Here is a 26038-nt window from a genome sequence, read left to right on the forward strand (position 1 = left end):
AAGGTATTGAATAAATATCCTTGCGGGATTATAAATACTGCTAACTTTGCCAAATTATTTCCTTTACGGAAATATTCAAATGATTGGCAATGCGCAAAAGAAAACAATATAAGATATTAGAAAATATAACCATCACTCAAATAGCCGACCAGGGAATTGGTATCGGAAGAATAGAAGGTAAGGTGATAATGGCGGAAAACACTATTCCAGGTGATGTTATTGATCTGCAGATCACAAAGGGGAAAAGTGATTATGCGATAGGATATGCCGCCAAATTTCATGAGTATTCGAAATTACGGGTTATTCCTTTTTGCGAACATTTTGGTGTTTGTGGTGGATGCACATGGCAAAATGTATCCTACGAAACGCAACTGGAATTTAAAACACAATTGGTGCAGGATGCTTTCAGAAGAATTGGAAAAATTGAACCGCTTGAAATTCTTCCGATATTGGCTGCACCCTTTGACAAATATTACCGCAATAAACTGGAATTTACCTTTACAAATTCAGGATATGTTGCCGGTAGGTTTTCTCGCGATGAAATAATAGAAAAAAAACCTGCTTTGGGATTTCATGTTCGCAAAGAATTTGCGCATGTTTTTGATATTAAACACTGTTACCTTCAACCATATCCCTCCAATGAAATACGCCTTGCTTTAAAAGCATATGCTACAGTACATCAATTATCTTTTTACGACCTCCGAAATCAGTCAGGTTACCTCCGAAACGTTATTGTAAAAAATACACTAACTAACGGTTTAATGGTGATATTGGTTGTTGCGGAAAATAAACCGGATTTGTTAATTCCTTTGTTACAGCATTTGTCTTCAACATTTCCTGAAATAACTTCCTTATATTATTGTATCAATCAAAAAAATAACGACTCCACCTACGATCAGGAAATGATTTTATTTGCGGGGGATAAATTTATTACCGAACAAATTGACAATATTAAATATAACCTCGGACCAAAATCGTTTTTTCAGACCAACATAACGCAGGCAGTGAATTTATATCATATCGCATTGGAATATGCAGATCTTAAAAAGGAAGACATTGTTTATGATTTTTACACTGGACTGGGAAGTATCGCTTTATTAGCTGCTGCACATTGTAAAAAAGTAATTGGTGTTGAAAGTGTGGAAGCTGCAGTGGAAGATGCAAAAATGAATGCTGAAGCAAATAACATAAATAACTGCACCTTTATTTATGGTGATATGGCGAAAGTATTCGACAATGATTTTATAAATACTTATGGCAAAGCCAATGTTGTGATCACCGATCCACCGCGTGTTGGAATGCATAAAGATGTTTGTTTAAAATTACTGGAGCTGGAACCTGAAAAAATAGTATATGTAAGTTGCAATCCCGTAACCCAAGCACGTGATATTCAAATTCTTTCTGATAAATATGAAGTAATTAAATTGCAACCCGTTGATATGTTTCCACAGACTTATCATGTGGAAAATGTGGCCTTATTGCATTTGAAGGAAAGTTAATAGGGTATGCAGGGTTAGCAGAGTTTGCAAGGTTTAGTTCGGAGGATAATTATACCGCACCAAAAATTGTTGGTTGGAACATTTGAAGTTGTTGAAGTTGTTGAAGTTGTTTAATTCATAAAAAAAGTTCACTGCGAAGTAATAATCATCAGTGTTACAAACTGCCCACTGCCCACTGCCCACTCCCCACTCCCCACTCACTACTCACCACTCCCCACTTCACCTTAACAACTCCTCCAACTTATCATACGCCTCCGCATTATAAACATTATGCACTGCATTATTTATATCCTGTTTCTCTCCGGCGGTGAGATGAAAACTTAGTGATGCGCGTTTATTATTTTCAGATGGTTGATATTCGAAAGTGATCACTTCCATTTTTCCTTCTAAAATTTCATCTAAATAATTTAATACCTGATCATTTTGGTAATCCTGAATTTCTACCCAGTTTGAATAAAGATTTTCTACCGGACTCATAAATTTTTGCATTACACCATTGCTCATGTTTTTTTTGATCTGCATTTCCTGTTCAATGGCGCGAATATTTACAATAATTACGCCACTTGTATTTTCGAGTATCCATTCGTTAAATACGGCAATAAATTGTGCTGCCGTTTGAGTGCCATAATTATCGCGTATTCCCGCATCCATAATTTCTATTTCGGGAGTAGTTGGAAGATGCACATTTGGCAAAATATAAGGGAAGGTGCAATTCATGCGCAACACACTGGTAAATAATATGCTGTCAGTAGAATTATTACCTAACAAATAATGTATATCGGCTCCGTCAATTTCCGGTTGAAAAAAATGCGTAATTCTATTTTGTGGTTTTGCAAGATAGGAAACAGGATGTGCTCCAACATATAATTTTCTTTCATCATTTATGATGGTAGGGGTGAAGATCATCATAGGTATCTTACCCGAAAATTCAGGTTCCTTATAATATGCTAAGGGTCGGAACATCACAGAATCGGTATTTTCATTCAGTATTTTTTCAAACATGTATCCGCGATCTTTTCTGTAAACTTCATTTTCGTAATTGTATTTCTGCCAGGGATAAAAAAGGTCGTTTACCACTATGGTAAAACTCAAGGCATTCAATAGATCTGCCGAAATATTATCGGTATATTGTTTATCATTTAAATTTATTGGAGCACCATTTAACGATTGTAAATATAATTCCCGATAATAAGCAGCCGCCAACATGCCCCCTGATGCGCCGGTGATCAGCGGACATTGCTGCATCAATTTATGATCTGTAAGACTGTCGGCATGCTGGAGCACCTGCATCGTAAACGACATAGCCCTTAATCCACCTCCGCTGCAATTAATAAATACCAGTTTTGGTTTTTCTTTTCCAGCGCTAAAAATATTTTTTCGATTTTCAAGAATTTGAAGTGTATTTCTGATATCCTTATTTGCATAAGCGGTATCTGAAATTACTTTTAATTGTTCGAGAGAATAAACCGAACTTGAATCATAATTTAAACCATAAACTTTATTCTTATAACTCATTAAATTGGAATGCATCATCGCGTTCACAAATAAAATAATAAGTATAAAAAATATCAGTTTCCAAGGACCCATCCAATAATAAAAGGCTCCTGTTAAAACAATTAATATTGCTATCAACAAAACAATGCTTGCTGCAGCGGGAATTCGGAAAATAGGATTATCCATTAATAATCCAAAAAGAATAATAAGTATAATACTGCTTACTTCAATAAAAAATGCATTGGCATGATGTTGTTTATACACTGATCTGATAACTGATTCAGGATAGTGGTCGGCGGATCTGGTATGTTTCCATCTAAAATTGTTATTGAGATAATATTCCGTATGTACCCTGTTCTTCGACATTACTTCCTCATGAGTGGGCTCCTCCGGATCGTGTTGTGCCGCGGCACTCTTTTTCTTTTTTATGATGCCAATTATCTGAAAGATGTCTTTATTGGTCCTGAAAAAATATACCATGGAAATAAGTATAACAGAAATTAGTCCCGTAATAAATCCTCCCAGACTTGCTGCAATATTTATCAGATTTAATAATCCTTCTTTTGATTGAAAAGCAATGATTTCGAAAATATAAATAATAAAAAATAACAAGGGGAACACCGCATTGTTTAAACAATAGGTGCCAAATGGTTTATTCAGCGTTGCCAGAAATGAAAAGTTATGCGCATTTAAAATATAACTCGTAACATTCCACACAACAAAAAATCCTCCCATAGCAGCACCTAAAATGCAAAAGCTGCTGAAATTAACTTTACCAATATATTCCGGATCGAGAAATAATAAAGAAATTCCATAACGTGAACCTGCAAGTCCTGATGAAATACTGATCAAAAAGATCCAGGAAAGTAATAAAAAATGATTGCGTTTCACATGAAGCATCAGCAACCGAACCGGGAATGAATATAAAATGCTGTAAAGGGCTTTTCGCATATTCTATGATCAATTTTACGAATATAATATAATTAAGGTTCTAAGCCGCTTGTCATTCTTATGCAACGAACAGCATAAACGAAAAATTATTAGAAAGTAATTTGAATATAATGGATGATGTGTGCAAGTAAATCCGGAACCCTATTAAAAAGGAAATGCAGCATGCTCCTCATCATGCTGCATCCATTTAGGGGTAATGTTGCCTAACCAATAACCTGTAAAGGTTGACCCAAAGAAAAGAAGAATTTCTGATAATTGCAAATAATTTAATGAAATATTGTAAAATTTAGAAATATTTGAATATTTTTGAGAATTCATTGTCGATAAGCTAAAAAATTCTCTCTGATATGTCTGAAAATTACGGAATTGATAAAGTAGATATCCAGATTCTGCACATGTTAATGCAGAATGCGATGACTCCCTTTACTGAAATAGCCCAAAAAATCGGAGTTTCCCCCGGAACCATCCATGTTCGCATGAAAAAGATGGATTCAATTGGACTTATTAAATCATCGCACCTGATGGTGAATCCATTGAAACTGGGTTATGGTATCACTGCCTTTTTGGGGGTTTATCTCGATAAAAGCAGCATGTATGATAATGTTGTAAAAGACCTTGAAAAGATTCCCGAGATAGTAGATTGCCATTATATGACAGGAACCTACAGCATGTTCGTAAAGATCATCTGCAAAGACACTTTACATCTAAAAGAAATACTCCACGATAAAATTCAACAAATTTCCGGCATCGATCGTACAGAAACATTTATTTCGCTGGAAGAAAGTTTTAACCGACCGATGAAGATTGATCAGGTAAAACGTAAATGAAGATTCGAAGGGGAAGGTTCTAAGGGGTCGCCTTCGCTAAAGCTACGGCGACCAAGGGAAGGAAGGTGCGTAAGGTTAAAAAAGGGAAAGCCGATTTAATTGTAAGTCCTACTTACTGCCTAAAATTTCTAACTTAATTCGGAATAAATCCTATGTCATTTTCCCATGTCCTTAGTCAAGTCCTGTGTCCTGATTCCTGATTCCTGTGTCCGTTAAGGGAAGGAAGGTTTGTAAGGTTTGAAAAAGGGTTAATAGTTAGATTGAAAATTTTGGACCGATGTAAATACCTTTAGGGATAATTAAAGTAAGTCCTTTATCATTTTTCCAATGTCTTATATCAAGTCCTACGTCCTACGTCCTACGTCCTACTTCCTACTTCCAAATGCTCGTTTTCAAATCAAATTGCTCTGGAATGGTTAACAGATCATGGAGATAATTAAATTGTTTTTCGAGAAATGTTTCATTATCTACACTTGTAAAAATACCCGGAGCGAATAGGGCGTCTTCACTGCTTATTGCAATGTAAATTTTATTATTAACGAAAGAAATGGATATATCCTGGTAGAATTTATTTTTTAATGTGGTGATGCGTTCCACTAATTTTGGAGAGAGAATATATCTGGCTTCCACGGCATCGGTGGAATATACTGCGAACATTTTTTCGAAATCAGGATCTTCAAGCTGAACTAATTTGGTGTTTTTGCGATGAATCATTTCATTCATAAATTCACCGGAAACTTCCCCCATAACTGAACGGGAAACATCAGGAAAAATGTAGGTTTCGCCATTAAAGTTTTTATTAAAATCTGCGACAAACAAGTAACCATTAAATACTTCTGTGATCTTGGTTTCGGATTTGCCGTTGCTTGTACTTCTTTCTTCTTGTTGTACCTTTAATTTGCTGCCGTGAAAATTATTTTCTGTACTTTCAAAATGATCACTGCCCGCATAACTCCAGATATTTTGAAAAGTAAATAATTTAGATGCTTCAAATTCCTCCTGACTCAAATGTTTTTCTTCTGTATAACTAATATTTTTATCGATTGCCGGAATACTCTCATTTAAAAAAACACTGCGAAACGATTTAATGTAAGATGTTTCAATTCGCTTTAATAAATTGTAGGGGAGTAGCAGTGCAAATACTGAAAATATTGCACCCGCCCAACGCAACATAAAATCAAAACCAAATTCCACATTTAAATAATAAGTTCCTATCAAATAGGAAATAATAATTACCACAACACTAAATACAATGGTAAGTCCAATCATTAAAGTATTATTTTTTACCAATTCCGGATTTCTTTCGCCAATTTGCACTTTCAAATTTTTATTAACGAGCCCTATCACAACAAGTCCCATTACTGCATACATAAATCCGGTTATAAACTTCACAAATCCGGAATCGGCAAAAGAATCTGCTGTAAACATCTTCAAAAATCCGAGAAATAGACTTATTACCACAGCAATAAAATATATGCCGATAATTCGTGTTAAAACTCCGGTGATCATCACAAGCAAATGCCGCGACTTTAAGGAATTCAATCCCGGTTTGAGTTTGGATTGGTATAGAGTTTGAAAAGTATTATTATACAAGTTTGTTTTTTTTAGTGTGGAAATTATTATTTCAATATTGTAAATAAACAACTTTCTTCAGAAATAGTATTATTTAACCTTAAAAAGTACATGCCGTTCGCAAATTCTGCATCTATCTCAATGGTTCCATCAATACAGGAATAGTTCCGTGATACACAGATCTTACCCTGAATATCCACGATGGAAACAAATACATTGCCATCGGGAATATTATTGGTAACTACAGTAAATTTTCCGTTATTCGGATTAGGAAAAATTGATAATTGTATATTTTCAATCTCACTTGTAAATTTTAACGGCAAAGTTGTAAATGTTTGAAGCGGTGAAAATCCACTTGAACCCAATGCTCCGCAGTTAGTTTTTACTTTATATTCATAAGCCGTATTTGAAATTAAACCCGTTAATTTTTTAGAAGTTGTGGCGCTCGATTTTTTTAACCACGTTGTAGTTCCCACCGGGCGATAATAAATTTGATATTTTTCTGCGCCTGTAACTGCAGTCCAGTTTATTTTTGCACTTGTTGATGTTATCATATTGGAAAACACTCCCGTCGGAACTGGACATACTAAAGGATTGACAGTGAGAACTGTAATTATTGAGGAATCGCAACCATACATTGTTCCAAAAATTGTATTATAAATTCCCGATGTAGAAACTACAGATCCATCCGGCAAAGTATAGGTTGATGGAGCATCAATTGTTACAAAAACAGTTGTGCTGTAATTGCTGCAAGTTAATCCTGATAACAATAAGGAATAATCCTGATCTCCACCACTTAATAAACCTTTATGTGTAATAGTAATATTGTAATCACCTGCAGTAGGAGCAGAAATATAAATACACTCCGAGTTATCCGTATTATTATCTCCATTGGTTGCAAGTGCATCGGGAATTAATGGATTTAATTTGAAAGGAAAATAAACGGTATTATCACTCAGCCTTGTTAATCTGATATCAAGATCATTCACTAAAATTTTTGTTGTTGGATCCAATGCTTCCGCCGGAACATTACCTGCAGGATCGTTCCAAACAATTGTTATTTTAATTGGAGATAATCCATAACTTTTCACTGCTAAATTATCTGTTTCATTATTTAATAAATTAAGTTCCTGCATACGAATAGGCTCATCAACAACACTAGAAATAAATAATGCAGCGCCCTCTGTATCTAATAATCCCCAACCAAATGCGTAAGAAGGACCAAAGGTTGCACTGGGTTGATCTGCAGTATGCATCACCAATGCCTTTGCAGTGGATGCAAGCATATAGTGGCCGAATAAATTATTATGGTGTTGTTGTAATAAGGCAAGACTTCCCGAAGTAGATGGTGTTGCCATACTTGTTCCGGAATAATTCGAATAATCATCACTTCCTGATGCAACACAGGAATATAAACTTGCTCCGTTTGCAACAATATCAGGTTTAATTCTTCCATCATCACAAGCACCATATCCTGAAAATGAAGTGATAATAATATCTGAGGGATTAATATATCCATTCACAATATCCTCAATTGCTCCAATCGTTAAAGTATTTTTTGCTGTTTGTAATCCACCGGGAATACAATCATAAATGCCATCCGGTTTTGGTTCTGAGCCATCTGCAGTCAATAGTTCGCCGGTATACATTAATTTATAAGTTGCTCCGGAGGGAACATCATCATTTCTATTATTGGAAGCTGCAACAACCGGTAAATAATAAGGTGCTGCATTTGCAACAAGATCAACATCACGCGATTTATCTAAATAATTTCCAAAAATATAATCTTCATTATCATCAACACTCATATCTCCATACCATTCCCACATGGAAGTTCCGCTGTTGTAATACCATCCTGCAATATAACTGTAAGAGTGATTTGAAATTAACATACCTAACGATGCTTCCGTTGTCATTTCCTCGATATCTGAAGTCCAGTCGAATCCTTTTATTGTTGCCTGGTATGCATGTCCCTTTGCATTTGCATCAACTCCTGATGCGATCATGGTTCCGGCGCAATGTGTGGAGTGACTACTATAAGTTGCGGTTTGCGATAAACCCATACTTGCACGGGTATTTAATTCCTGATGTGTTGTCAACAATTTACCGGAATCCCAAATGCGCAATTGAATTCCGCTGCCCGATAAATTTAATCCTGCACCTCCGCCTGTCCATACTTTATTAGCACCATCCGTTTTTGCGGAATTAAGATTATCGGTTGTATAATAATGCGGAAATCCGTTTATTAAATTATGAATTTGAGTAAGTCCTCCATTTTCTGTGGGAAAGGATATTGGTAAATTATTTCCCTCTGCATATTTTACAGCAAGATCATATCCGACCTGATATTTGATAGACTCCATTTTCACTGAATCGAGCAAACGCTGATCAAACGTAATATTCTGTGCTGAAACTGCAACCGGCAGCATCAAAAGTATTAAAAAGTGTTTCATACAATGGTTTAGGTAATGTAAATGTAGGAAAGTTTGGGGGGATGTAAAAACAGGTTGAATTATAACCCTTATTTTTCAGGGTATCCATTCTCTAACCAACAACTAAGTTTGGTTATTTCATCAGCGGTGAGTGCCACATTTCCTTCCGGTGGCATTATTTGAAGATCGATAACAAAGGTTTGAAAGGCAGTATTTTCAATGGATGGTATTAATTCTACATAACTGGTAAAGTCGCCGATATTTGCTGCAGATTGATGACAACCACTCAGTGAACATTTATTTTTGATGATAAATTTCACCGTATTTTCATAGCTCACAAAAGGAAAAACGGAATCGCAAACAGATGTTTTATGATCATATTTGCAACCCGTTAACCCTAGACATGAAATCACACTTAAGAAAAAATATTTCATTTTATAACTACAAGCGGATGCGTTTCGTAATTATCACCCATAAATATTTTTACAATATAAATTCCTTCTGCAAGTGAGCTGATATCTATATCGGAAATAATATTATTTGTTGTCGCATTATTATTTCCATTTTCCAAAATAACAGATCCATTAATATTTGATATGGTATATCCACTAATTTGTGTATTAACATTTTGAGTCAAGACAGAAAATGTATTTGTAGCGGGATTGGGAAATAATTTAATGGAAGTGTTAACAGTATTGTTATCTGTTATTCCTGTCTCAGAGGAAATAATAATATCATAATCTTCAAATTCGCCATGATAACCAAAAGGATCGGCAGGGATATCGCAAGGTGTGGGAAGTATATGTCCGCCATTGCTCGACATTTTAGCTGTCACACGCATTTTTGTTGCACCCGATAAGGCAGTTAGCGGAATAGTAAATGAATCTTCAAAAGTGCCCACTTCATGATGATCTTCCGATAAAACTGTTTCATCAATATCCATAAAATCGCCATCCTGATTAAAATCTATCCATATTCTTAAATTCATATCATCACAAATTGTTGCATCAATGGTATGTGTTATGGATGTGGAATATTGTTCTCCTTTTAATAATGTTGTAGTTAATCCGGTATTCACAAAACTATTATTCGGATAATCTTCAAGATCGGTAGATTCTCTGTCAATAGTATTCAAAATAAAATGTGTGATCCCTGGCATATTCGCATTATAAGGAATAGCAGTTTCGGGAGTGCACCATTGTGCATGCATTGGTAAAATGTTAATTACAAATGCAAATAATAAAAGAGAGTAGAATTTAGGTTGCATAATTTTTGAATTTATTTTATCCAAAACTATATGCAATAAAATCACCAAAAAAATTCCTTAACATAAGAATTGTCAGGCAGGTGTAATTTAACTAGTGTTAAGGGGTGTTAAGGGAATAGTTAGATATTAGTATTTAGTAATTAGAGATCAATATATTGGAATTAGTATGTAGATGTTAGTTTGGAGATATGAAATCTGTTGTTGATTTATTTTTTATTATTAGAATTGGATGATTTTAATAAATGGAATTAAATTTTTATCCAGTTAAATTTTATTTCTATGAAAAAGTTAACACCAAGTTGTAAAATGTCCAATCAAAAATGAAAGCGATAACTGATATCTCTGATATCAATTATTTATTAAAGTGAAAGGATTTAGTAATATATTTCCATCGCTATCTGTTAATTTAATAAAATATTGTCCTGACATTAAGTTGGATAATTGAATTTGCGAGGTGCCAATTAGTATTTTAGAATAAACAATTTCTCCCTGTAAATTTAAAATATCCATAGAAAGAAAACTCAGGTCGTTGCTAAAAACAATATTTAATGATTCTATCACCGGATTTGGAAATATTTTAATATTTGATTGCCATTCCGGAATTTCCAAAAGAAACATATATTCTTCTGATGTTCCCATACACCCGTTTGCATCCATAACGGTTACAGAGTAACTTCCAAATTCAGTTGGTATATAGGTTTGTTCTGTCGCGCCAACTAAAGGAGTTCCATCCAAATTCCACTGATAGGATTCTGAAGTGGAGCAAAAAAAAGTGCCAATTGCAAAGGTTATTTCTGGGACAGGTAATGGATTATTTACAATTAAAATGGGTTCAGATTGTCCGTAACAACCGTGTATATCAGTTTCTTCAACAAAATATTCTCCCGCATCATATACAATTATTGTATCTGTTGTTAATCCGGTATTCCAAAGTATATCTCCTATTGCTGTAGTAAATAATAATGCTGAATCGCCGATGCAAAAGGTAGTAGGATCTGAAGTAAAAATTTCGGGTTGTGGCAGTTCATAAACTTCAACATATACTGATGCATAATCGTAACAACCATCCGTTGTTACCTTAAGTTGAATTGTTCCATTATCATCAACAACGATACTATCAGCTATGGGACCAGGAATCCAATCTAATATATCGCCTCCTGATCCATAAAGCACTACAGAATCTCCCTCACAAAATTCCAGAGGGCCACCCGGAGTAATTATTGCGGTAGGAATTTCGTGAAGTGAAACATCAATGGTGTCGGAATGTAAAATACAAGCATCATCAAATACTGTAAACCAATAACTTCCTGCCTCATTAATAGTGATGGAAGTTGTGGTATCTCCCGTATTCCATAAATAATGATCGGCATCGGGATCAACAACAAACAGCATTACGGAATCGCCGGTGCAAAGTGATGTGTCGCTTTCAAAATCAATTTCTTCAGAGGCGTAGGGATGTAATTCAACAGTGATGAGCACAGTGTCAAAATAATAATCATAGCCGACACTATAGTCATATTCCAAAGAAAAATAAGTGGTATCTCCTTCTTCTCCCGGAAAATAATTATGAAACGTATTACCGGGAAATGAAGGACTTGTTGAAAAGGCAGGTGGCCCGTCAGTGTAAAACACTTGATAGAACCCATATGTGTTTTCTGTTTGATTATTTACAGTAATTTCTATTTGTCCATAACATGGTGAAACAATATAAAAATAATCAATGTCATAATCACGATCTCCATAATCCATATTTGTACCGTGCATTTTTGTAACAAAGGTGGTATCCATGGGAACATACATTGCCTCTTCAAATGTATTATTACATTCACAAATTTCTGAGGTATCAATACCAATGTTAACTGTTATGGATGTGGAATCGTAAGATGGATATTCACTTGAATAGATATAAAAATAATAAGTGCGTGGGCAAACTACAGTGTAAGTCGAAAGATTAACAGGTCCGGCGTCAACATCAAAAATGGAAGCAAGGTCAGATGTTGTGGTATCATCATCATAAACCTTTAGCACGAGTTCTAAGGAAGAAGGATTATCAATATAAATGTGCATTATACCTGCAACAGGAACTTCCACTTTAAAATAATCTCTATCTGTTCCGCCAGGGTATAAATTATTCGTACCATAAATTTTAGTAGTAAAAGAAGTGTCAATAGGAACTTCCGTTGCATAGGCAAAACAGTTATTACATTCTGTTATTTCATTCGTATTTAAATGGATATTAGTATACAGAAGATCGGGATCGGCGGCATCATTATCTGTCAAATAACATTCATTAATTAAGAGGTAATAAGTTCCGGGGCAAAGTGCAAATTCTTTCTGAACATCAAAGCTCACATAACCCTCCACACTATAGGCAATTTGAGTGATACCATCATTTGCCAAAAGAGTAACTTCAATTGCAAGCGCAGCCCCTGTAGCTTCGGTATAATTATTAACCAATACTTCGAGAACTCCAGGTTCTGTAACTTCCAGTTTAAAATAATCAACATCACCTGGTTCCGGACCAATACTTGACCAAAATCCAGCAGGAATATTTACCAATGGCGCCTCATCCGGTGAATTATTAGGAACGTCATCTTGTGAAAAGGTAATTATAGGTGTAATTAAAATGAGTATTAATAAAATCAGAGTTTTCATAGCTGTATTTTATTCGATATTTTTTTGAACGGGTTTAATCGTAATTCAATTTAAATATACACTTTTCTTATTTCCAAGTATCAGGTATCAAGTATCAAGACTTAAATTGATCAATACCGATAAATTTTATTCCTAAGCAAAAGTTATCAGCAAGATATAAAATTTTCAATCCAAAACGATCGCCCCCTTTTTTATCCTTAACCACACCTTCCTTCCTTTATTTCCTTAGATCCTTCCCTTCGATTCTTCGATTCTTCTCCCTTCGAATCTTACATATTCCGTCTATACTGACCGCCCACCATAAACAACGCATGTGTAATCTCCCCCAGTGAAGAATACTTACAAGCCTCCATCAAGGCTTCAAATAAATTCTTATTTTCAATTGCAGTTTTTTGGAGATGGCGGAGATGGGATGCTGTTTTGTCGGAGTAATATTCGTGAAGATTATTGAGAGTGGTAATTTGAAATTGTTTTTCGTCTTCAGTGGCGCGAATTACTTCTTTGGGTAAAATTGTAGGAGAACCTTTAGAATTTAAAAAAGTATTCACACCAATTATAGGATATGCTCCGGTGTGTTTTAATGTTTCGTAATAAAGGCTTTCTTCCTGAATTTGTCCGCGCTGATACATGGTTTCCATTGCACCTAAAACTCCGCCGCGTTCTGATATTTTTTCAAATTCGGTTAATACTGCTTCTTCAACAAGATCAGTTAATTCTTCAATTATAAAAGAACCTTGAGTCGGATTTTCATTTTTAGCAAGTCCTAATTCTTTATTGATAATCAATTGAATTGCCATTGCGCGGCGAACGCTTTCTTCTGTTGGAGTTGTAATTGCTTCGTCGTATGCGTTAGTGTGTAGCGAATTACAATTATCATAAATTGCATATAAAGCTTGTAACGTTGTGCGGATATCATTAAAATCAATTTCCTGCGCGTGTAAACTTCTTCCACTGGTTTGAATATGATATTTTAATTTCTGTGTGCGATCGTCGGCGCCGTATTTGTGTTTCATTGCCTTTGCCCAAATGCGACGTGCTACACGACCTATCACTGCATATTCAGGATCGATTCCGTTGCTGAAGAAGAATGATAAATTAGGTCCGAAATCATTTATGTGCATTCCGCGACTTAAATAATATTCCACATAGGTAAATCCGTTGGCTAAGGTAAATGCCAATTGTGTAATTGGATTTGCACCGGCCTCTGCAATATGATATCCTGAAATGGAAACGGAATAAAAATTGCGCACCTTATTGTGAATAAAATAATCCTGCACATCACCCATTAATCGCAAAGCGAATTCCGTGGAAAAAATACAGGTATTTTGAGCCTGATCTTCTTTTAATATATCTGCCTGAACGGTTCCGCGAACAACGTTGAGTGTATGTTTTTTTATTTTTTGATATATATCTGCAGGTAAAACCTGATCACCGGTAACACCTAATAATAATAATCCAAGACCATTATTTCCTTCGGGAATTTCGGAATTATATTTCGGTCGTAAATGTTCTTTTCCTTTGTAAATTTCTTTTATAGTATTATTTACTTCCTCCAATAAATTATTTTCGCGGATATAAATTTCGCATTGCTGATCAATTGCTGCATTCATAAAAAATCCGAGTAACATTGGTGCCGGACCATTAATTGTCATCGACACAGATGTTTTAGGATCGGATAAATTAAATCCGCTGTATAATTTTTTAGCATCATCCAGACAACAAATACTCACTCCGCTGTTGCCAATTTTTCCATAAATATCAGGGCGATGATCGGGATCATTGCCATATAATGTTACACTGTCGAATGCCGTGGATAAACGTTTTGCAGGCATGCCTTTACTTACGTAGTGAAAACGTCTGTTGGTGCGCTCCGGGCCACCTTCTCCGGCAAACATCCTGGTTGGATCCTCTTCTTCTCTTTTAAAAGGATATATACCGGAGGTAAATGGAAATTCACCTGGAACATTTTCCTGTAATTGCCAAAATAAAATATCTCCCCAAGCCTCATATTTAGGAAGAGCAATTTTAGGAATTTGTAAATGACTTAAACTTTCGGAATGTGTTTTTATTTTTAATTCTTTATCTCTTACCTTAAAAATATAGTTTTCATTTTTGTAGGATGTTACTTTGTCGTTCCAATTGCTTATTAATTCAAGATTTTCATTTTCTATTTTGACCGAAGTCTTTTTATAAGCCTCTTCTAATTTTAGTTTTGTACTTTCATCCTCAATTAATTCCTTTGTTTTATGGATAGCATATAATTTTTGTGCTATTTCTTTTTGTTCCAGCGCTTTTTTATCATATCCTCTGTTATTTTCTGCAATTTCAGCGAGATATCGGGTGCGGGGAGGAGGGATGATGAATATTTTTTTACTCATCTCATCCGTAATATGAAAATCGCTGTGCAGATCAACCTTTGTTTTTTCTTTGATGGTATCCATCAGATGGCGATAGAGTTGATTTGTTCCCGGATCATTAAACTGCGATGCAATAGTTGCAAAAACAGGCATTTTTTCAACATCGGTCTCAAATAATTTATGATTGCGTTGAAATTGTTTTCTCACATCGCGTTGCGCATCACTTGCTCCGCGTTTATCAAATTTATTTATGGCAATAATATCTGCAAAATCAAGCATGTCGATTTTTTCGAGCTGACTAGCTGCGCCGTATTCCGGAGTCATAACATACATACAAACATCACTGTGTTCCGTAATTTCCGTATCACTTTGTCCGATACCGGAAGTCTCAAGAATAATAAGATCAAAATTCGCAGCCTTTAATATCTTAACTGCTTCATCCACATGTTTACTCAGTGCAAGATTAGCCTGGCGGGTTGCCATAGAACGCATATATACCCGCGAATTATTTATAGCGTTCATGCGAATTCTGTCGCCCAATAATGCACCGCCGGTTTTTCTTTTGCTTGGGTCAACGGATAAAATTGCAATAGTTTTATTATCAAAATCCACCAAAAATCTTCGCACTAATTCATCCACTAATGATGATTTTCCTGCTCCGCCAGTTCCTGTAATTCCCAATACAGGTGTTTTATTTTCCTTAATAAGCACTTCCACCTGCGTCATAATATTATTAGCATCTGGTGTATTATTTTCCACTGCGGAAATTAATCGCGCAATGCTTCGGTATTTTTCCTGCGAAGAATTTTTTTCATTTAATAGGGATAATTTATTCAGCTCACCATTTAAATTAATTCCTGTTGCAAAATCACTTTTCTCAACGAGATCATTTATCATCCCCTGCAAACCTAAAGACCTTCCATCGTCGGGTGAATATATTCTGGTGATACCATAATTCTGTAATTCTTCAATTTCAGTTGGTAAGATAGTACCTCCACCTCCACCAAAAATTTTTATCTGTCCTGCACCTTTTTCCTGCAGAAGATCATACATATATTTAAAATATTCGGTATGTCCTCCCTGATAACTCGTCATGGCAATTGCCTGCACATCTTCCTGAATTGCACAATTAACCACTTCATCCACACTGCGGTCATGACCGAGGTGAATAACTTCAACACCGGTTGCCTGAATAATTCGTCGCATCACATTAATTGCAGCATCATGTCCGTCGAATAAACTCGCCGCGGTAACAATTCTTATTTTATTTTTCGGGTGGTATGGTAAAGCGTCTTTCATTGTATCGAATATACTGCAAATTTAAGGATTTCGGGGTGATAGGAGGGAGGAGATAGCGGTTATTGGTAAATTCAGCCTATTGAATAGTTATTTCTTGGCATGATGATCCTCGTTTGGGCTAAAGCCCGATGGTAGTTTGTGTTTTTACCCCACCGGCTAAAGCCGGGGGTTATTGATTAGGTTGGCTAAGGATAATGTGAAGAGTAGGCATTTCTCCCACTAAGGATTAAGTTTTGATGTAAATTTATATTATGCAATCCCAAGTATTTTCAAATAGCCGTGGGTTTTAACCCACGGATAAAAAAACGAACACCTCACCGGGCTTTAGCCCAAACAGATTTTCAATTGGAAAGTAAGTTGAAGGACGGAGTTTTATATAATTATTTGATTTTTTAATGTTCGTATTATTGATGTTTTAATCTAATCATGATGATCCTCATTTGGGCTAAAGCCCGATGGTAGTTTGTGTTTTTACCCCACCGGCTAAAGCCGGAGGTTATTGGGGATTAAGTTTTGATGTAAAATTTATATTATGCAATCCGAAGTATTTTCAAATAGCCGTGGGTTTTAACCCTCGGATAAATAAAACGCACAGCTCACCGGGCTTTAGCCCAAATAGATTTTCAATTGGAAAGTAAGTTGAAGGGCGGAGTTTTATATAATTATTTGATTTTTTAATGTTCGTATTATTGATGTTTTAATCTAATCATGATGATCCTCATTTGGGCTAAAGCCCGATGGTAGTTTGTGTTTTTACCCCACCGGCTAAAGCCGGGGGTTATTGATTAGGTTGGCTAAGGATAATGTGAAGAGTAGGCATTTCTCCCACTAAGGATTAAGTTTTGATTTCAATTTATATTATGCAATCCGAAGTATTTTCAAATAGCCGTGGGTTTTAACCCACGGATAAAAAAACGCACAGCTCACCGGGCTTTAGCCCAAACAGATTTTCAATTGGAAAGTAAGTTGAAGGACGGAGTTTTATATAATTATTTGATTTTTTAATGTTCGTATTATTGATGTTTTAATCTAATCATGATGATCCTCGTTTGGGCTAAAGCCCGATGGTAGTTTGTGTTTTTACCCCACCGGCTAAAGCCGGGGGTTATTGATTAGGTTGGCTAAGGACAATGTGAAGAGTGGGCATTTCTCCAACTGGGGATTAAGTTTTGATGTAAAATTTACATTATGCAATCCGAAGTATTTTCAAATAGCCGTGGGTTTTAACCCACGGATAAATAAAACGCACACCTCACCAGGCTTTAGCCCAAACAGATTTTCAATTGGAAAGTAAGTTGAAGGGCGGAGTTTTATATAATTATTTGATTTTTTAATGTTCGTATTATTGATTTTTTAATCTAATCATGATGATCCTCATTTGGGCTAAAGCCGGTTGAAGTTTGTGTTTTTACCCCACCGGCTAAAGCCGGGGGTTATTGATTAGGTTGGCTAAGGATAATGTGAAGAGTAGGCATTTCTCCCACTAAGGATTAAGTTTTGATGTAAATTTATATTATGCAATCCGAAGTATTTTCAAATAGCCGTGGGTTTTAACCCACGGATAAAAAAAACGAACACCTCACCGGGCTTTAGCCCAAATGAGGATCTTCAATCGGGTCAAAAAATCAATAATTCGAAAACTGATGCCTAAATAAAAATTCACCGCGATCATTTTTTGCGGCAATTATATACATGCCTTTGGGAATACTTTGCAGATCAATAGTATAGGAATTGGAGGTTTCGTTCGAACCTAAAGTTGTTATCATTGAGCCAGCCGCATTAAATAAAACAAAATGCAGATCTTCAAAAGAATACTGATGCGATAATAAGATCAATTGATCGGGATATTGTTGCGCATTGTATACAATAGTTTGTTGTTTCACAATTAATGGAATAATATCTGAATATTTAAAGTTGCCATCATAGTCGGTTTGTTTTAAACGATAATATCTTGCGCCCGCTAATAAATTATGATCATTATAAGAATAAGTTAATTGTGTTGTTGAATTTCCTGCACCTGAAATATTTTCGAGCGCATAAAATTCTTTTCCGTCAAAAGATCGTTCAACTGTAAAATAATCGTTGTTGATCTCGCTTTGTGTTGTCCAATCAATTTTAATTTCATCCAACATTTCTGTTGCATTAAAACTAATGAGTTCGATAGGTAATGTCAGGAATGATAATGTAACATCATCCACCGCAAAAGAAGGATCGTTTCCATTATTATCGGTGTCGTTCTTCCAATTAAATTTGATTTGAAAATCGGGGATATTGTCGGCACAAGCCGGCAAAGTATAAGTGTAGGCAGTCCATCTGCCCTGACAACCCAGTAAACAGGAAAATGCAGTGCAACTTATTGGAGATCCACCGCCATTGCAGCAATTTGTAGTTAGATTGGTTACAAAGGTCCAGGATCCACCACCATCACAGCTGTACGACCAGCTTCCAACATCCTGCGTTCCCTCGCCATATCCAATAAAATTAAAGGTTATTGTAATCCCATAAAGTCCTGTATTATCTATTAACGGTGAAATGGCATCTTTATTTGTGAGTGAAGTGCCCGAGGCAAAATAGGCAGCACCACAATCGCCACCTGCACATAATCCTACATTCACACTTCCAACATGTAAACTCGCATCTGAAGGGCAAACAGAACCACAGGTATTTGCCGCATTTCCGCATTCTTCCACACTTGCAAAAAAGGAATTTGCCTTCACACCCTGCGCTCCGTTCAATACTTCTGTCCATGCACCATTACCGGTATCCAACAGATCGATGCTCGTATTTTTAATTCCCGAACCAAAGGTTTCGGTCCAATACACCTGTGATGTAACAGTTTTAGTTACACAAAAAATTAAGATACACAGGGTGATTTTTTTCATTATAAATCAATAATCCCTCAATTATCTGGGGGTTTATTAATTTAAAGATAATGTATGGAACGGAAATTCCTAAATTTAGCAGTCAAATTCAGGGAAATTTTGAAGTGTATTCGATTCATTTTAAATTGTTTGTTCACCCTTCAGCTCCTTCACCGTGCCGTGATTTCACACTAGAAACGATCGAATCTAAATTCAGCGTTAACGAGAGGTGAAAAATATCATTTAAAGGATTTTGATTGTTTTGAGTTGGAATGAGATAAGAAAAATCTATTCCAAAAGCATTGTAATGTACTCCGGTGCCGAGCGTATAAAATTGTCGGCCACCTTTTGTTGCATGCTCATAAAAATATCCTGTGCGCACAGCAAATTTATTATCAAACCAATACTCTATTCCTGTTGAAATTGTTATTTCATGTAACTCCTCATTAAAACCATAGGGAGCATCACTAAAAGAATTTATCATTCCACTAAAAACATTTTGTTCTCTAAAATCGGGAATTCCATTTTGTGGTTGGATATCTGAAGTATCGGGAGTCGGAACCATTAACTTATTAAGGTCAACTGCAAGGGTTATTTTGTTGTATTCGTTTAAATTTATTCCGTAAGAAACTCCAATTCCCAAATTAGTAGGTAAATAATCTTTCTCCACACTGTTTGTATAGGTGATCTTATTTCCAATATTCGAAATATTTAATCCCAAACCCAATTCTGTATTTTTTCCAACAGATTCAAATTTATTTGTATAAAAAAATGAGAGATCACCTGCAATTGCCTGAGATGGTTTAATTTGTACACCATTATTAAATTGTATTGTCGGAATATTAGAATACAAATATTTCATATTTATACCTGCTGAAAAATTGTCAAATATTTTTCGTGAATATGCAACATCAAAAGCGAATTCACGGGCATGAAAATCATTTATTACTCCTGTTCCCGTAAAACTCATATTACCTAAAGAAAAGTACCGCAGAGATGAACTTAAAAAGGATTTGTCACTTAATTTCTGATATCCGTTTAAGTTAGCCAAATAAATACCTTTGATCAAATTATCAGAAAATGGTGCATAGTTAAATGAAATTGCTGAAGGTTTATCATCATCAACAAAAACAAGTTTTGAAGCATTCCAATAAATAGAATTCACATCCGCAGAAGTTGCAATTCCAACATCTCCCATTCCCCCGGAACGTGCATCAGGGGCCATTCTCAGGAAAGGCATTGCAGTGGTCACTGTATTTAAATAATCGTTAGAATTTCCATTTCCAATTGTGATCTGAGCGTGAACGGAATTAGAAAATAATGTCGCAGAAAAAACAAAAGTAGAAATTACGGGAATATTTTTCATTCGTGTAATTTATAGGGTGAAAAGCACCATAAATAACGTTGTAGGCTCAATTTTATTATCATTTTTTAAGTCACTATTAAGTGAAATAAATTTCCATCATCTCCCATTCTACACTCCTATCCCGAAGGGAATACTCCTTACTCCTCTCTCCTCTCTCCTTTCCCGCAGGGAATTCTCCTCCCTCCTGCACAAAAAAAGGCGACCCCTTAAGATCGCCTTTTTAAAAAGAGTTTTATTTATATCATCCGTCAGCACCTTCATCATCTCCTCCGCCACCTTCTGATTGAAGAGCATCGAGATTAAACATAAGCGTAAAACGAAGAGTATTGTCTAATGGATTTTGATTGTTAGATGTTGGAACCAGATAAGAGAAATCTAATCCAAATACATTGTAACGCAAACCTAAACCAACGGTAAAGAATTGGCGACCACCTTTTGTTGCGTGCTCATAAAAATATCCTGTGCGCACTGCAAATTTATTGTCGTACCAATATTCTAATCCTGTAGAAATAATTACCTCATGTAATTCTTCACTGAAACCGTTTGGAGCATCGCCGAAAGAACTGAACATACCACTCACAACACCTTGTTCTTTAAAATCGGGAATTCCATTCTGTGGATCTGAATCCGCTGTATCCGGAGTAGGAACCATTAATTTATTGAGATCAACCGCAAGCGTTAGTTTATTATAATCGTCGAAATGCACTCCGTAAGAAGCACCGATTCCAAGATTTGTCGGAATATAATCTTTCTCAATACTGGAAGTATAAGTGATCTTGTTACCGATATTCGAAATATTTAAACCTAAACCTAATTCAGAATCTTTTCCGCTGGTTTTGAATTCGTTGGTATAAAACATCGAAATATCAGCGGCCACACCTTGAGCCGGTTTAATTTCCACACCATTAACAACCTGACCGGTTGCTAGGTTGGAGTATAAGTATTTCAAATTAAGTCCCGCAGAGAAATTATCCGTCAATTTTCGGGCATAAGCAACATCAAAGGCAAATTCGTTAGGACGGAAATCCTGTAAAACATTTCCGGAATTATCCGTAAAAGTGATGGTTCCCAGAGAAAAATAGCGCAAAGAGGCACTTAAAGCCGAAAGTTCATCCACTTTCCAGTATCCGTTCAAATAAGCCAGATAAATATCATTTACCAGATTTTTTAACCAGGGAGTATAAGTAATGGAAAGACCGGAAGGGTGTTCATCATCAATAAAAACAAGTTTGGATGCATTCCAGAATATGGAGTTGGCATCCGGAGTAATTGCGATCCCCACATCTGCCATACCGCCGGAACGCGCATCAGGTGCGATTCTTAGGAATGGGACTGCTGTAGTTACTGTATTTAAATAATCATCGCCGGTACCGCTACCGATGGTGATTTGAGCTTGAACTGAAGTTGAAAGTGTGATCACAGAGACAACCAGCATCGAAATTTTCTGAATAGTAAGCATAAGTTCTGTTAAAATTGGGAATGCAAAAATAAAGAATTCTATAACGAGTGAAAAATCATTTTAGTATTACAAGCTTCTGAAACTCGTTGGCTTTTGAATTATCGCTGCTTGCTTTTACGGTTAATTTGTAAATATAGACACCTTTTCCAATATTATCACCATACTCGTCAAGGCCATCCCACTCTATATTGTCAACGCGATATCCATCAGTGGAAACCTGTTGCTCCAGCGTTTTAATTCTTTTTCCGCTTACGGTAAATATTTCCACTTTTACATCCAAAATATCTCCGGGACGGTTGTGTTCAAACCAAAAAGAGGTATTTGTAGTGAAGGGATTCGGATAGTTCAAAACATGACTTAATGCCAGATCAGCCGTTTCAGCTACTACAAATTCGGTATATCCTTCCCCTGAATTATTATAAACATCCCAGGCTTTTACCACTACGGAGTGTCTTCCTTCCGAAATATCTGCCAAAGGATATGAGACTGTTCCGCTTTGATATTGGTCGAGTTCTGCCTCGTAATAATCGTTGAGTTTAAGCATGGTTTGTTGGTCTTCATCCAAAGTTGCAGTAATATCGTGACCAACTGCGTTCCCCAAAGCATTTATTCCATTCAGGTCGTTCAATTGGATCAACAAAGTTGGATCTTCATCGGTAAGTCCGCCAAACACAAAGGTTTCATCATTCATAAATACATCCACAACGGGGCCTTCCGTATCTTCGGCCGCGTCGTCGGCAGTTCCTCCGATAATTACGTTAAAATCGGCTCCGTTCGCGTCCTCTAAACCGTTATCAGCATAATAACTCAATTTCCCATTTCCATATGTGTAGGAGATGTCTTTAGGAACAATAAAAGTGTAAGTAAACTCTCCATTTATCACACTTGCTTTTCCTTTATATAATGCATTTTTTTGCAGTTCGAAGGAGAAGGGTTGGCTTGGACCAAAACCTACACCAGAAAAAGTTGGATCATTTACGAGGTTATTTATCGTAACAGGTTTATCGTATACTGCAGGATAAACAATTCCATTAAAGGAAGTCATTTTCACACCCGTTTCATCATTAATTTGGCCTGTAATTGTTACTTTATCCAATGCTTTTAAAGTATCTGTGTAAGATATAATTGGAAAAGTATTTACTGTTGTTGTTTTAACACTGTATTTCGGATAATTCAGTACTAATGCAGGATCGCCCAGTAAAATAAATTTTCTATTATTTTTCGGATCGGTTGTCACGGCATTTTTTCCTTCTCTAACAGCATCACCTAATGCAGGATATTTTCCATCAATACGCAAAAATAAATGTTCGAGGAAATTACTATTGAGATCATAATTTGCGGCTGCATAAACCAAACGCACAGTTGTTACTAAAGCGATGGCACCGCCATGCGGATTTAATAATGTTAATTCTCCTGCAGATTGACGATCGGGATTATCATATCTGGAAAATGAACATGTTGCAGTAATAAATAAAGGAAGTTTATCGTAGTTGTCGAATCCATTGATATCATCCACCCCTAAAACCCTTTCCTGAGCCCAGTTCTGTTCGTTTCCGTGACCGAGATAATTCATTATAAATGCACCGGAAAACATACGATTGGAAATTGCAGTTTCCACTTCGGGATAACGTTCACCACCTGCACCCGGAATTTGCTGATAGGAATCAAAATAAATTTTATCTATATTATAAATTGGATAATTATCTTCAAGATAATTTGCGAGAAGATCGGCATCTTCCACATGCGTATTATAATCTTCATCATCGGCTATAAAACATAAAGAATTTCTCCAGCTTCCAAGTGATTCCACCGATTTATAATGTATAATTTTATCCACCATTTGTGTGGCTTCTTCTAATGTAAGTACGGGAAGTCGTCCAATGCCAATATCGAGTTTTTCAGAAGTCTCTTCAATATTATCTCCTTCCGTAAGATCTAAAAATCCAAAATAATCATCCGTGCCATAAGAAATTCCACGAGATAAAGATTCAAAACTTTCATAATTAGGAACTTTCAACGTATTTTTATCTGCATCAAACATGATATATCTGTAATCAAAAGATGCATCTCCAAATAATAATAAATATTGCGGCATTAAATTCTCATCACCGGCAGCCCGAGTATAAAACATACGCATAAGATCTCGAATTGCCGAAATGTCCTGCGCTCCGGAAGAAAATTCGTTATATAATTGATAAATATCCACCACTAAAGTATCCAATCCGTGTACATCATGGTGATATGCTGCAAGGCGTCGCGCCTCACTTAAAAAAGCAGGGTGTGATACTATTACATAATCAGGAGTGAGCGTGAGATCATGCAGATCCTGATTTGATACTTCACCTTCGTAATTAATGTCTGCAGAAGAAAAAACATCTCCCGTATTAAATGCAATAAATTGTTTTAAACTATCAGAGGATGATATAAAAGTAATATCAGTGCCCGCAACATATAATTGATTTTTTACATTGATTCGATCGGTAACATCCCAAATAAAAATTCCATCATCGGCATCTAAAAAATATTTAGTGATATTTCCCGGTGCAACAGTTCTGGAATCTCTGAAATATAATTGTGCATCGCTGTATTTTAAATTTGCACGACCCAATAATTCAATATAATTTAACCATGCAGTAGATGCACTCGAACCCGTAAATTTTACATTCATATTAAAACTGGAAGCGGGTGCTGTAAATGTTGTTTCAATGCCAGCTTCAATTGCATAAGTTTCGGTAAATCCACTCACAAGTAATGGGATAATACAGGTTGCCGGAATAACCGTTGTATTCGCTGTATAATTTAAAGCGATTGTCCCTGAAGGGCTTGCTCCGGCTGCCTTTGAGCGAATTATCATAGGCTCTCCCGTAATCAGGTCGGGGAAGGAAAAAGAATAATTTCTTTCAGGAGTATATGCATCTATAACATCTCCATACCAATTTCTTCCGGAGTTGATAAGATTAATTTTATCAATATCTAAAAACGACATTATATCATAACTCGTTGAGGTAATATTTTCTGTAGGAAGTGAGGCTTGATTTTCAATAAACTTCCCAGAACCCATATCCGGTGTTATAAAATAATAAGTCTTATCGGAATAAAAATTATTTTTATGTGAAAATACTTTTGTGCTTTCATTATAATTCCATCTGTGTGGAGCCTGGCCATAAAATAAAATATAATCTCCATCTTCTAAAAAATCATTTCCATTTGCATCAAATTTATAGATAGTATTTTCCTGAATATCATCGTATCGGAATGTTGCATTCGACTCTGGTAACATACCGCCACCATTTCCGAAAATTCCAAGGGTAGAAAAATTAATACTTCCAGATAAACCATTTGCATTTAACCATGATCTGTCTATTTTAAAAATACCTTCTTTAGTCACACTGAATTTATGCCAGGTTCCGGCGGATAATTTTGAGTGATCGGTAAAATCTGTTTCGTCGGTTGTTTTATAATTATTGTTATTATTATTTGAAGTGATGGTAATTACCAATGTAAAACTTACCAATTTTTCTACCGAACCTGTCAGTTTATTTTTTTTCAACGGAACAAATTGTATATCGAGTTGTGGTTTATTTTTTGCAAAACCAATACTGTGTTCAATTGTTATCTCATCGTTGAATTGTTGTTTATTTTTTTCATTAATTCTTCCGGTATTTGTTCCATTTGTTACTACTTCATAAACCGCATTTACCATAGTTATAGTAACAACACCTTCTTGTCTGATATCAAAAGATTCGGCATAAACCGGAAGCATTTCATCATTTTCGAAGCGGAAAGAAGCGCCATCAAATTGAATGGCTTCCATTTTTTTGGTGTCATCGTAAGAAAAAATGCGCGGTGTTTCTGACCAATTAAGGCTTCGATCCACCGAAAATTGTTCACCTGCTAATACTTCAAAGGAATATAAACACGTTAAAATTGCAGTCAGAATGAGCCGGTTCCTTTTGTTATACATTTGTGATCCTGTTATGGTGTTAGTGAATTCAATTT

Annotated in this window: 14 protein-coding genes; 2 read left to right on the plus strand and 12 right to left on the minus strand. The window is 35.8% G+C overall.

The window, feature by feature from the left end:
• The first annotated feature begins 89 nt into the window (after positions 1-89).
• On the plus strand, positions 90-1499 hold the full coding sequence (rlmD, locus tag IPI31_06535; protein MBK7567471.1) for a 23S rRNA (uracil(1939)-C(5))-methyltransferase RlmD: 1410 nt from the start codon (positions 90-92) through the stop codon (positions 1497-1499).
• A gap of 219 nt (positions 1500-1718) precedes the next feature.
• Here the strand turns inward: rlmD and IPI31_06540 are convergent, their stop codons facing one another.
• The gene (locus IPI31_06540) at positions 1719-3944 is read right to left on the minus strand and encodes a hypothetical protein (GenBank protein MBK7567472.1); all 2226 of its coding nucleotides are present in this window, start codon (positions 3942-3944) and stop codon (positions 1719-1721) included.
• 144 nt (positions 3945-4088) lie between these two features.
• Positions 4089-4262, minus strand: coding sequence for a hypothetical protein (locus IPI31_06545; GenBank protein MBK7567473.1), 174 nt, complete (start codon positions 4260-4262; stop codon positions 4089-4091).
• Positions 4263-4291: 29 nt separating this feature from the next.
• Here IPI31_06545 and IPI31_06550 point away from each other — a divergent pair, with 29 nt between their 5' ends.
• Positions 4292-4771, plus strand: coding sequence for an Lrp/AsnC ligand binding domain-containing protein (locus tag IPI31_06550; protein ID MBK7567474.1), 480 nt, complete (start codon positions 4292-4294; stop codon positions 4769-4771).
• 372 nt (positions 4772-5143) lie between these two features.
• Here the strand turns inward: IPI31_06550 and IPI31_06555 are convergent, their stop codons facing one another.
• From IPI31_06555 to porU, 10 genes are all read right to left on the minus strand, one after another.
• Positions 5144-6313: a DUF3137 domain-containing protein gene (locus IPI31_06555; GenBank protein MBK7567475.1), complete on the minus strand. Its 1170-nt coding sequence runs from the start codon at positions 6311-6313 to the stop codon at positions 5144-5146.
• Positions 6314-6390: 77 nt separating this feature from the next.
• Positions 6391-8796 (minus strand): S8 family serine peptidase, encoded by a 2406-nt coding sequence (locus tag IPI31_06560; protein ID MBK7567476.1) that lies wholly within the window; start codon positions 8794-8796, stop codon positions 6391-6393.
• Positions 8797-8864: 68 nt separating this feature from the next.
• The gene (locus IPI31_06565) at positions 8865-9209 is read right to left on the minus strand and encodes a hypothetical protein (GenBank protein MBK7567477.1); all 345 of its coding nucleotides are present in this window, start codon (positions 9207-9209) and stop codon (positions 8865-8867) included.
• Positions 9206-10042: a T9SS type A sorting domain-containing protein gene (locus IPI31_06570; protein ID MBK7567478.1), complete on the minus strand. Its 837-nt coding sequence runs from the start codon at positions 10040-10042 to the stop codon at positions 9206-9208. The genes IPI31_06565 and IPI31_06570 overlap by 4 nt, the downstream gene beginning before the upstream one ends.
• 348 nt (positions 10043-10390) lie before the next feature.
• The gene (locus tag IPI31_06575) at positions 10391-12697 is read right to left on the minus strand and encodes a T9SS type A sorting domain-containing protein (GenBank protein MBK7567479.1); all 2307 of its coding nucleotides are present in this window, start codon (positions 12695-12697) and stop codon (positions 10391-10393) included.
• 269 nt (positions 12698-12966) lie between these two features.
• Positions 12967-16353 (minus strand): methylmalonyl-CoA mutase family protein, encoded by a 3387-nt coding sequence (locus tag IPI31_06580; protein MBK7567480.1) that lies wholly within the window; start codon positions 16351-16353, stop codon positions 12967-12969.
• A 1625-nt stretch (positions 16354-17978) separates the two neighbouring features.
• Complete coding sequence (locus IPI31_06585) at positions 17979-19235, minus strand: hypothetical protein (GenBank protein ID MBK7567481.1); 1257 nt, start codon at positions 19233-19235, stop codon at positions 17979-17981.
• A gap of 133 nt (positions 19236-19368) precedes the next feature.
• Positions 19369-20580, minus strand: coding sequence for a type IX secretion system outer membrane channel protein PorV (gene porV / locus IPI31_06590; protein ID MBK7567482.1), 1212 nt, complete (start codon positions 20578-20580; stop codon positions 19369-19371).
• Positions 20581-20821: 241 nt separating this feature from the next.
• On the minus strand, positions 20822-22039 hold the full coding sequence (gene porV / locus IPI31_06595) for a type IX secretion system outer membrane channel protein PorV (GenBank protein MBK7567483.1): 1218 nt from the start codon (positions 22037-22039) through the stop codon (positions 20822-20824).
• A gap of 55 nt (positions 22040-22094) precedes the next feature.
• Positions 22095-26003 (minus strand): type IX secretion system sortase PorU, encoded by a 3909-nt coding sequence (gene porU / locus IPI31_06600; GenBank protein ID MBK7567484.1) that lies wholly within the window; start codon positions 26001-26003, stop codon positions 22095-22097.
• Positions 26004-26038: the final 35 nt, after the last annotated feature.

This window comes from Bacteroidota bacterium, assembly GCA_016706865.1.
Classification (GTDB): domain Bacteria; phylum Bacteroidota; class Bacteroidia; order Chitinophagales; family BACL12; genus UBA7236.

Excerpts from the sequence above, each read along its gene's own strand:
- IPI31_06575 (MBK7567479.1), bottom strand. The coding sequence starts at position 12,697 with ATGAAAACTCTGATTTTATTAATACTCATTTTAATTACACCTATAATT.
- IPI31_06585 (MBK7567481.1), bottom strand. The coding sequence starts at position 19,235 with ATGAAAAAAATCACCCTGTGTATCTTAATTTTTTGTGTAACTAAAACT.
- porV (MBK7567482.1), bottom strand. The coding sequence starts at position 20,580 with ATGAAAAATATTCCCGTAATTTCTACTTTTGTTTTTTCTGCGACATTA.
- IPI31_06565 (MBK7567477.1), bottom strand. The coding sequence starts at position 9,209 with ATGAAATATTTTTTCTTAAGTGTGATTTCATGTCTAGGGTTAACGGGT.
- IPI31_06560 (MBK7567476.1), bottom strand. The coding sequence starts at position 8,796 with ATGAAACACTTTTTAATACTTTTGATGCTGCCGGTTGCAGTTTCAGCA.
- IPI31_06570 (MBK7567478.1), bottom strand. The coding sequence starts at position 10,042 with ATGCAACCTAAATTCTACTCTCTTTTATTATTTGCATTTGTAATTAAC.
- porU (MBK7567484.1), bottom strand. The coding sequence starts at position 26,003 with ATGTATAACAAAAGGAACCGGCTCATTCTGACTGCAATTTTAACGTGT.
- IPI31_06550 (MBK7567474.1), top strand. The coding sequence starts at position 4,292 with ATGTCTGAAAATTACGGAATTGATAAAGTAGATATCCAGATTCTGCAC.
- IPI31_06540 (MBK7567472.1), bottom strand. The coding sequence starts at position 3,944 with ATGCGAAAAGCCCTTTACAGCATTTTATATTCATTCCCGGTTCGGTTG.
- porV (MBK7567483.1), bottom strand. The coding sequence starts at position 22,039 with ATGCTTACTATTCAGAAAATTTCGATGCTGGTTGTCTCTGTGATCACA.
- IPI31_06545 (MBK7567473.1), bottom strand. The coding sequence starts at position 4,262 with ATGAATTCTCAAAAATATTCAAATATTTCTAAATTTTACAATATTTCA.
- rlmD (MBK7567471.1), top strand. The coding sequence starts at position 90 with ATGCGCAAAAGAAAACAATATAAGATATTAGAAAATATAACCATCACT.
- IPI31_06580 (MBK7567480.1), bottom strand. The coding sequence starts at position 16,353 with ATGAAAGACGCTTTACCATACCACCCGAAAAATAAAATAAGAATTGTT.